The organism is Luteimonas sp. RIT-PG2_3 (assembly GCF_054902115.1).
The window spans coordinates 689,950-698,022 of record NZ_JBUBPF010000001.1; the positions used below are offsets into that span (position 1 = coordinate 689,950).

Here is an 8,073-nt window from a genome sequence, read left to right on the forward strand (position 1 = left end):
CTGGGCATGACGCCGCGATCGCATCGCGGCGTCATGCGACCCGGCAAGCGCAGGCAGCGCGGTGCAACCTGTCGCCCAGACCGACGCCCAGACCACGCGAGACCGAACGACGTCGAGCGGATCCATGCCGGCGCATCGTGACGTCACCGTCCGCCGGCGGCCGTCCGCGTCCACCGTCGGAACAGGTGAGCGCCCTCAGACCTGGATCAACAGCGACGGCGCGTACACCGACCCATACAGGGCAACGGTGCCGAGCAGGCTGAGGACGACCGCCATCACGGCGTAGCGTCGCTTGCCTTTCCAGACGGAGAGGCCGGCGAGCAGCAGGCCCGTCACCGGCAATGCCCACCACCAGCGGATGGAGTCCAGCACGAACACCGAGTAGCCGGACTGCGCGATGTCGAAACTACTCCAGACACTGCCGAGCGCGCCGGCGCCACCTTGCTGCATGGCGTAGATGAAGTAGCCCTGCGCCAATGCCAGCAGCAGCACGAGGACGAGCAGGGCAAGCGTCTTGAACATCGCGTTTGGTTCCTGAGCAAAGCTGGCTTGCGAAGGCGTGCCAGCGCGGAATGACCGAGGTTGTTCTGGTTGATTCAAGGAAGACGGGGTCAAGAGCGACCCAGGCATCGGTACGGATCGCGCACACTCAAGGTAGCGTCGCATGCCAGTGGAACACCTGCGTCTGGCTCCCATCTTCGTCGCAACGCAAGTCACCACGTGTCATGCCTGCCTTGAGCAGAACGCGATGCGAGGCCGTATTGGCAGGTGCCGTCGTGGCGATGATCAACTCCATTCGGAAGGTGGATGCGCCGTAAGCCATGAGTCCACGCGCGGCTTCTGTGGCAAAGCCTTGGCCCCAATGGGAACGCAGGAACGCGTACTTGATCTCGGGCTCGGGCTGGTCGTCGGGATGGACCAGCCCACAGAAGCCGATGACACCGGGCGTTGCGTGCTGCTCGACGGCAAACATGCCGTAGCCGCGACGCTCATAGTTGGCTGCCGTCACGTCCAGCCAGCGCATGCACTGTTCGCGTGTGATGGCTTGGCCGTCACCGACCCAACGCATGGCGTCGGCATCGCCATAGACGGAAACCAGTGCAGCGAGGTCGCTCGACCGCCAGCGGCGAACCCGCAAGCGCTCCGTTTCAAACGCAAAGTCCGCCATTTCCATACGCTCCCACTGTCCTGTCACGCCAGCGTCGACCGACCCGCAACCATGAAACGCCCACCGACGCCGCTCGCCACACGCGTTCCAACAACCGGCGCGAGTCTACCCGGCCCGTCGTTCGATGCGCCCCTCACGATGCGGATGAAAGGCAGGCGCCTGCCTGACCTCACGTCTAGTAGCCGTTCCATATCCCGGCGTCGTACACGAGCCGCAGCGTGTAGTTGACCTGAAGCGTCTGGTTGCCAGGACATCCGATCTCCGTGTCCTTGCCCGAGCCGGCAGGCACCGCCACGTGGATGGAAGAATCACCTCGTAACGCGTCCACGAGGGTGTAGGCATACCCGCCATTGGCGAACGCGATGGATGCATCGCCGTTGGCAGAGGTGCTGAAGACGAACGATTCCAGCGGTGGCTTCCTTCCGGCAGGATAGGAAAACACGACATCGCCCCGCCGCGAGGCCCGGTACTGCATGTAGCCCGTCGTGCGCGTCACCGACTGCGATGAGCAGAGCGCATAGGCGCGCTGACCGACCTCGCAGCGCCACAGGGTGACCTCGTCCTTGCCGCAGAGCGGGCTGTGCGAATACTCATCCCGGTACTGCTGCCACGTCGCATTCAAGATGGATGGCACAGGAGGCCGCTGCTGGGCCAGCGCGACGCCAGCCTGCAACGACAGGAGGGAGATCAAGATGGACAGGGCTTTCACGATGCCAGGTATCCGAAACAGGGCCCGTCGCGACGCGACGGCGGTTGCGACCAACGGTCAGGCCAGGTCCGCGACCGGCCCGTTAGAAAATGAAGCGACAGCACCTGCTCAGAGTAGCGGAACGACACGCATTCTGCGCTGGGAAACACGAGCGATCAGTTCGCTCCGCACCGCCATCCAGGCTCAGCCCGCCAACTCGGTGGAAAACGTGAGCTGATTGCCGTCCACGTCGGCGACCACGATGTCCCGGGTCTTCCATGCGGTGTCGTGAGGCGCTCGGGTCGTGACCTGCCCACTCGCCTGGAACGCCCGGTAGCAGGCGTCCACATCCGGTACGATGAAGTGGACCGCGCCGCCGACCTGGCAATCCCCCGCATGCTCGGTCAGGCAGATCGACTGCCCCTCCCGCGTGAGCTGCGCAAAGACCGGAAAGCCGGGCTCGTGCCGGTACTCCCAGTCGATGGTGAACCCAAGGCCCTGTGTGTAAAACGCAAAGCTCGTCGCGGCATGGGTAACGCGAAGAACGGGAATCACGGTCTGGGGCATGTACATCTTCAGGGCTCCAAGTCTGGTCGCAGAGCGGATCGGCGGTTCAGTGGTGCGTTCGATCATCGTACGTCAGCCACTGCGCGCGGGGTCGTCGGGTCATTGGCGGCAGCCGCTGCACGTTGGCTGCTCCCTGCGGCGCGTGACCGTAGGTGCCACGCTCCTCACCCACTTCATTGCGCGGACGGCCGCGCTGCCGCAGCCCCTGCGCTTCCAGCTGAACAAGCAGCGACCGCACGGCCTGCGTGCCGTCGCAGATGGCCTGGCCCAGCAGCGGCAGGGTACGGGTAGCGAGTTCCGCGGTGTGGGCGGCAGCCACCACGTCGCCATGGGCCGAGAGGGTTTCGATAAGGCGGTCGAGGGCGTCGAACTGGTCGAGGGTGACGCCGTAGACATAGCGTGCGGTCCCGTAGTCGGACGTCCCGGTGCGAGGTTCGTCCAAGGACGACGGCAGGCCCGGCCACCATGCCAAGTCGGCCATGATCCGGTTGGCCTGTTCGGACAGGAACTCCAGGCCGACCGCCAGATCGGCAGCAGTGATCTGGGCGCTGCCGGCCTGGCATCTATCGTGTGTCCGCGCCTGGGCCTGCCGCAACAGGAACGCGATGTGATCGCGTATGTGCTTCAGCCTGCACTGGCTGTCCTGAGTCAGAAAATAACCGGGCGTAGCCGGAGCGTGCGAATCGACGTGCGACATGTTTGCCTCCTCATTCCATGAAGTGGCCGCCCACCGCGCATCGGGGGACGGGAAGTCGGGAGGTTAGAAACCGCTCATAGACGGCGGGCGTATTTCCCCGAAGGGTGTTGTATTAGCCGCCCTCCCGACGCAGGCATCGCGTCGGCTCATGCCTGCATCGGGCAGGCACAAAAAACCCACCAGATTGTCGGAGGTGGGTACCGCTATGAGAGGAGTTTCTACGCTCCGTGGATCGAGTCTTCTCCGCGCTAAATGCGCTGTCAAGCGGCCGAAGTACGGCATTGTGGGTTTACGTTATCCAGGTACAAACTGGACGAACAGGTCTGAAGTTCGATCAGTCGCGCTGGAGGAAAAGCTTCGAAGGTCAAAACGGTTGTGCAGGTCGAGACGATCACCGCTGCGCCGACGTGCAATGCAGTCACTAGCAATTAAACAACTGATGATCTACATGCAACGTCTAACGTCTAACGTTTGAATTGAGCCGCGCCGCGAAGAGGCACCGGCTTGAATGTCAGGCCTCAATGTAGTTCTTCCGCACAAACTGGTCGCGCTCCTGCGCGGAAGGAAATGCGGCTCGTTCCGAATAGTGCCTGAACTCCCCGTCTTCCGGATCGATCTCTAGAAACTCCTCATCTGGCTTCCAGTCTGCCCAGTAGACTTGAGACACACCGTCTCCGCGATTCTGTGTCAGCAGATAAGTGCGCATAAGACCTGTCTGGCCTGTCGGTAGTTGGCGAACTCTAACGGACTGATCTTCCGTAAAGACGTGCTGTGCCATGAGGTCTAACGTCTGAGCTAAGCCAAGCCGCGAAGTGGGTTCGGCTTGAATGAATTGTTAGGCCCAAAGCGACGTCTGTAGCTTATTGAGAACAACAACCCCAACACCGCGAATGTCACATGCATGAGAGTCTGACGAATTATGTAGTCGTTGGTGGTTGGCTCAAACCGTGTATTGACCGCTAGATAAAGAACCACAGCGATCGGGCCGGAGATAGTGCCTAGCGCATAAGCAATCACGTCGTTTTTGACTCTTCCAAAGGCGAGTTGGATCGGCGTACAGATGAGAACCAGGAAGACTCCAACGAGCGCAAGGGCGAACAACCATGCCCAGTGAGTGTCAATTGCCCAGAACCAGCCGAACCGCCACCAGGCAACACAGAGCCACAGGAAGAACCCAAGGGTGCCGAGGCCTAAGATCTGTTTTGCAAAGAACGCGGCAATCTTTATTGGGCCTAACGCTTGAATTAAGCCGCGCCGCGAAGCGGCGTCGGCTTGAATGAATTGTTAGGCAGCACTTGCGGCGACCTCATTCAAGTGCAGCAGCGGAAATGGCTGTCCCTGCGAGTCAGTTGATGACCGACCTGCAACTACAAATCCATTGGATAAATAGAAGCCCACTGCTCGAGGGTTCTGCTCATTGACATCTACTTGAAGTGGGCCTTTTAGCTTTCTCGCATGCTCAAGCATGACTTTGCCGCCACCTTTCCTGAAGCTTGTGGGGGAAATGAACAAGGCCTCAAGTTTGTTGTCATCAAGCCCCATAAAGCCGATAGGTGCAGATGCCTCATCACACAGAACCCACACTTCAAGGTTTGGTAATGCTTGATCGCGAACTGCTAGCAAAAGCGTATGAATGTCTTGCTCCGACAGGAAGTCATGTGATGCGCGTACTGACTGCTCCCAAATGGAAAGGAGAGCAGATTGATCTTCTGGCTGTGCTTTTCTAATGCTCATAGTACTTCTACTGGTGTGCTGCCTAACGCCTGAATTAAGCCGACCCGCAGCGGGGCGGCGACTGAGTGCGAATATAGCCGAAGGCATGCAACTAGGCGTCGCCCTGATGTGAGTTCGGCTCGAATGAATTGTCAGGCCGCAGTGCCACGCCGTGCAATCTTAAGTGCGTGCACAACCGTAAGCGGCCCATTGGTCTCCGGGTCTGTACACATATCCGGATCATCAGCGATGTCAGGACCGGAGTACTCGACACGCTCAGCCATTTGTAGAGCGTCAGCAGTGTATGCGAGCTCGCCTGCGCTCAACTGGCCGGATGCAAAAAATCTGGCAAAGAACACCCAAGCCAGCCCGGTCTAGAACAATGTCCATATCTTCAGTAACGACTACCGGCGAAAAGCCATCGCGCCCGAGCCGTCGAGTGTGCTCTGCCAGTTCCACAGCGATCTCCGCTGAGTAGTCAGCAGCTGAGAGATTTCCGGAAATGAGGCTGGCTAGCGATGTAAGTCTCATGCGGCCTAACGCCTGAATTAAGCCGACCCGCGAAGCGGCGTCGGCTTGAATGAATTGTTATGTTGCACCCGCATGCTCCGCCAGAGCTCTAAGGATATCTGCCGCGATATCTGCTGGCGTACCGTACGTCCCGTTAAAAGCCAACTGAAGCTCGTCATCTAAGCCATCAAAGTCATAGTAGACGTGATCAGGAAGCCCTGTTGTTTGAGCCACGCGCATAGCGGCACGAGTTGCGTCCAGCGCAGAAATTTCTCCGGCCTTGAGCTGTGTGTGTATGTCCGCCAAGAGGAGACGACCAGCAACTTGTTGATCTGCTCCGTGAGCCGAGGCTTGCAGTGCATCTAGGGCGCTATTGCGATCGTTCGCGGTCGCAACCTCAATGACCTCAATTGGCGGCGCGTCTAGCTGCTCAATCACGGAGAACGCCCAGTCCTTGCTGCTTTGGAACGGCAGAACGCCAACAGCAACTCCCGCCCAGAAGTAGGCGCAGATCGTCTCTTGTGTGACGCTGGCTGGGAATTTTCTATGTAACATAACGCCTGAGTTAAGCCGAGCCACGAAGCGGGCTCGGCTTGAATGAATTGTTAGACGCTGCCCGTGACATTGAGAGTCACTGACTCGGCGCCGACCTTGATACTAAATCCGCTACTGAACATGGCGCTGAGGTGCGTGCAACCGTCCTTCTTCTGCTTGGAAGTGTAACCGTCTATATGGGACAGCATATCGTTCCAAATGAAGCCGATAGAAGCTAAGCAGTTGTCCTCAGTGAACGGCATTTCCGGATCTCGCTCACGCGCCTTGAACAGGTGCACACCAGCAAACTCTAGACGCAGCTCGGCAGGCTCACTGGGCTTTACCCAATCACCCATGCCGCGCACCCACCGTAGCTCAAGCGTTCTCTGAGCAGAGCTATAGGCTAAGCCGAAGAAATCAAAGCTGTTGTGCAGGTCAAGTGCTCGGGACCACGCTCAAGCGCGATGCAGCCTTCTGCAATTAAGAAATCGACTAGCTTCATGCAGCGCCTAACGCCTGAATTAAGCCGCGCCGCGAAGCGGCGTCGGCTTGAATGAATTGTTAACGCTCTGCACGACGTGCCGCCCCATACGTGCGCACGTAGGTGCAAGAGGCTACCTCAGCCCCTGGCTTAAACTCGGTGCGCTCCAGAATGCTGAGGGTAGTCTTGTTGAACAGATTATTCGGTTTTGCATCAGTAACAACGAGATCCTTTGCCTTTCCTGAGCCATCTAGTCTGTATGTGATCACGACGTATGCATTGACCTCAAGACCGCGTGCTCGCTCAGGCCAGTCGTTGGCTGTCAGGCGCGGTTCGGAAGCGATGTGCTCCCTGCAGGTTTCCTGTGCGGTAACCTCAATGGTCGGGCCGGCCGCTTGTGCTACGCCAGCTGCAGTGAAAGCTGTAAAAAGCAAGAATCTCGTCACGCGACAAGTCCCCTTGTTGAGCGCTAACGCCTGAGTTAAGCCGCGCCGCGAAGCGGCGTCGGCTTGAATGAATTGTTAGCCCTCACCATACGATCCGGAAGTACCAGTTGTCAGAAGCAGGAGCGTAGGCCGTTTCCCACTCTTTTGATGTCTTGCGAAAGGCATCCAGACTCGGGAGAAGGTGAGATGGAGGGGTCTCGCGCCAAACTGACGACACGCGCCACCCCCGATTTGCCGTGCCCCAGGTCGCCATGGAGATCAGCACCTCACCGTCTTCGTTCCGGTCAATGCGCTGAATGTCAGCGTCTTGCATGATGCGTTGGTAGAGTTGGGCTCGTGCAGTGGGTAAACCTATTTCCGAAGCGCCACTCCACATATAAGGCTTCTTTGCGAACTCGGTTCCATAGGAGGCTACAGTAACCAACCGATCCTGCAACAGCATTGTCTTGAGCTCTTCGTATTCGGCCCGATTGGCGTGGAGCTCGGCCGTCAACTCTTCGTGGCTAGGCGGGCTCACCCGGCAGCCTGATAGCAGAAGGGCAATTATAAGGATGAGGGCGATGCGCATGGTGGAGTGAGGGCTAACGCCTGAATTAAGCCGACCCGCACTGGATTGGCAACGAAGTTGATAGTACCCAGAATGAACCGAAGTTAGCGAACCTGATGCGGGTTCGGCTTGAATGAATTAGGCGTGCGGCGACGCACCGAAATGCGCGGTATAGAAGTCGCCAGCGTCCTCCCAGGAATCCTCGAATGCATCCAGAACATGGCCAAGGCGTTGAATTCGGACCCAGTCGTTTGAGCCGATTGCGGTCCGGGACATTGCCTCAAACTCCGCCTTGAGCTCAGGCCAGCGTAAGGAATGGACACAGAACTGAACAAACCAAACATCACAGCTGTCTGGCCGATCGATCGCAGCCAGAATTGCCCTTGCAAAGGCTGGCCGATCCTCTGGATAGGCTGCTATCAGGTCCAGTGCGGATTGATCGAAAGGAACTACGTCTGGCGCATTGAAAGTCACCGCGAGGTGAGTGGCCGCAGCCACAGAAATTTCTTGGAATTTCTCAAGGGATGAGGGCATCATGCGCGCGCCTAACGCCTGAATTAAGCCGACCCGCAACGGATCGGTTGTGAGTCAAGAATACAGCCGATATCGGATGTTTGAGCGAAGCCAAGATGCGGGCTCGGCTTGAATGAATTGTTAGGCCTAGTCCGACTAGGACGCGGCGAGCTGATGCAGCCCGGCCGCTAGCACAACTACAAAGCCAG

11 protein-coding genes are annotated in these 8,073 nt (G+C 58.6%); all 11 read right to left on the reverse strand.

Going from position 1 to position 8,073, the window contains the following annotated elements; genetic code table 11:
- Positions 1 to 195 precede the first annotated feature (195 nt).
- Positions 196 to 522 carry a hypothetical protein gene (locus ACYX7E_RS02855; protein WP_462079021.1) on the reverse strand — a complete coding sequence of 109 codons (327 nt, stop codon included), beginning with the start codon at positions 520 to 522 and terminating at the stop codon, positions 196 to 198.
- A gap of 127 nt (positions 523 to 649) precedes the next feature.
- Complete coding sequence (locus tag ACYX7E_RS02860; RefSeq protein WP_462079022.1) at positions 650 to 1,174, reverse strand: GNAT family N-acetyltransferase; 525 nt, start codon at positions 1,172 to 1,174, stop codon at positions 650 to 652.
- A 169-nt stretch (positions 1,175 to 1,343) separates the two neighbouring features.
- The gene (locus tag ACYX7E_RS02865; protein ID WP_462079023.1) at positions 1,344 to 1,877 is read right to left on the reverse strand and encodes a hypothetical protein; all 534 of its coding nucleotides are present in this window, start codon (positions 1,875 to 1,877) and stop codon (positions 1,344 to 1,346) included.
- A gap of 183 nt (positions 1,878 to 2,060) precedes the next feature.
- Entirely contained in the window at positions 2,061 to 2,423 is a 363-nt protein-coding gene (locus ACYX7E_RS02870; protein ID WP_462079058.1) for a glyoxalase superfamily protein, read from the reverse strand.
- Between the two features lie 46 nt (positions 2,424 to 2,469).
- Positions 2,470 to 3,120, reverse strand: coding sequence for an XAC0095 family protein (locus ACYX7E_RS02875; protein WP_462079024.1), 651 nt, complete (start codon positions 3,118 to 3,120; stop codon positions 2,470 to 2,472).
- Between the two features lie 1,284 nt (positions 3,121 to 4,404).
- Positions 4,405 to 4,854, reverse strand: a complete 450-nt coding sequence (locus ACYX7E_RS02880; protein ID WP_462079025.1) for an acetyltransferase — start codon at positions 4,852 to 4,854, stop codon at positions 4,405 to 4,407.
- A 567-nt stretch (positions 4,855 to 5,421) separates the two neighbouring features.
- Positions 5,422 to 5,922: a hypothetical protein gene (locus ACYX7E_RS02885; RefSeq protein ID WP_462079026.1), complete on the reverse strand. Its 501-nt coding sequence runs from the start codon at positions 5,920 to 5,922 to the stop codon at positions 5,422 to 5,424.
- A 26-nt stretch (positions 5,923 to 5,948) separates the two neighbouring features.
- Entirely contained in the window at positions 5,949 to 6,233 is a 285-nt protein-coding gene (locus ACYX7E_RS02890; protein ID WP_462079027.1) for a hypothetical protein, read from the reverse strand.
- A gap of 205 nt (positions 6,234 to 6,438) precedes the next feature.
- On the reverse strand, positions 6,439 to 6,804 hold the full coding sequence (locus tag ACYX7E_RS02895; protein WP_462079028.1) for an energy transducer TonB: 366 nt from the start codon (positions 6,802 to 6,804) through the stop codon (positions 6,439 to 6,441).
- Positions 6,805 to 6,886: 82 nt separating this feature from the next.
- Positions 6,887 to 7,372 (reverse strand): hypothetical protein, encoded by a 486-nt coding sequence (locus tag ACYX7E_RS02900; protein ID WP_462079029.1) that lies wholly within the window; start codon positions 7,370 to 7,372, stop codon positions 6,887 to 6,889.
- Between the two features lie 117 nt (positions 7,373 to 7,489).
- The gene (locus tag ACYX7E_RS02905) at positions 7,490 to 7,885 is read right to left on the reverse strand and encodes a hypothetical protein (RefSeq protein WP_462079030.1); all 396 of its coding nucleotides are present in this window, start codon (positions 7,883 to 7,885) and stop codon (positions 7,490 to 7,492) included.
- Between the last annotated feature and the right edge of the window lie 188 nt (positions 7,886 to 8,073).

What these genes read in the sequence shown, in the direction of transcription:
- ACYX7E_RS02855 (WP_462079021.1), bottom strand. Translation starts at nt 522, where the DNA reads ATGTTCAAGACGCTTGCCCTGCTCGTCCTCGTGCTGCTGCTGGCATTG.
- ACYX7E_RS02860 (WP_462079022.1), bottom strand. Translation starts at nt 1,174, where the DNA reads ATGGAAATGGCGGACTTTGCGTTTGAAACGGAGCGCTTGCGGGTTCGC.
- ACYX7E_RS02870 (WP_462079058.1), bottom strand. Translation starts at nt 2,423, where the DNA reads ATGCCCCAGACCGTGATTCCCGTTCTTCGCGTTACCCATGCCGCGACG.
- ACYX7E_RS02875 (WP_462079024.1), bottom strand. Translation starts at nt 3,120, where the DNA reads ATGTCGCACGTCGATTCGCACGCTCCGGCTACGCCCGGTTATTTTCTG.
- ACYX7E_RS02880 (WP_462079025.1), bottom strand. Translation starts at nt 4,854, where the DNA reads ATGAGCATTAGAAAAGCACAGCCAGAAGATCAATCTGCTCTCCTTTCC.
- ACYX7E_RS02890 (WP_462079027.1), bottom strand. Translation starts at nt 6,233, where the DNA reads ATGGGTGATTGGGTAAAGCCCAGTGAGCCTGCCGAGCTGCGTCTAGAG.
- ACYX7E_RS02900 (WP_462079029.1), bottom strand. Translation starts at nt 7,372, where the DNA reads ATGCGCATCGCCCTCATCCTTATAATTGCCCTTCTGCTATCAGGCTGC.
- ACYX7E_RS02905 (WP_462079030.1), bottom strand. Translation starts at nt 7,885, where the DNA reads ATGCCCTCATCCCTTGAGAAATTCCAAGAAATTTCTGTGGCTGCGGCC.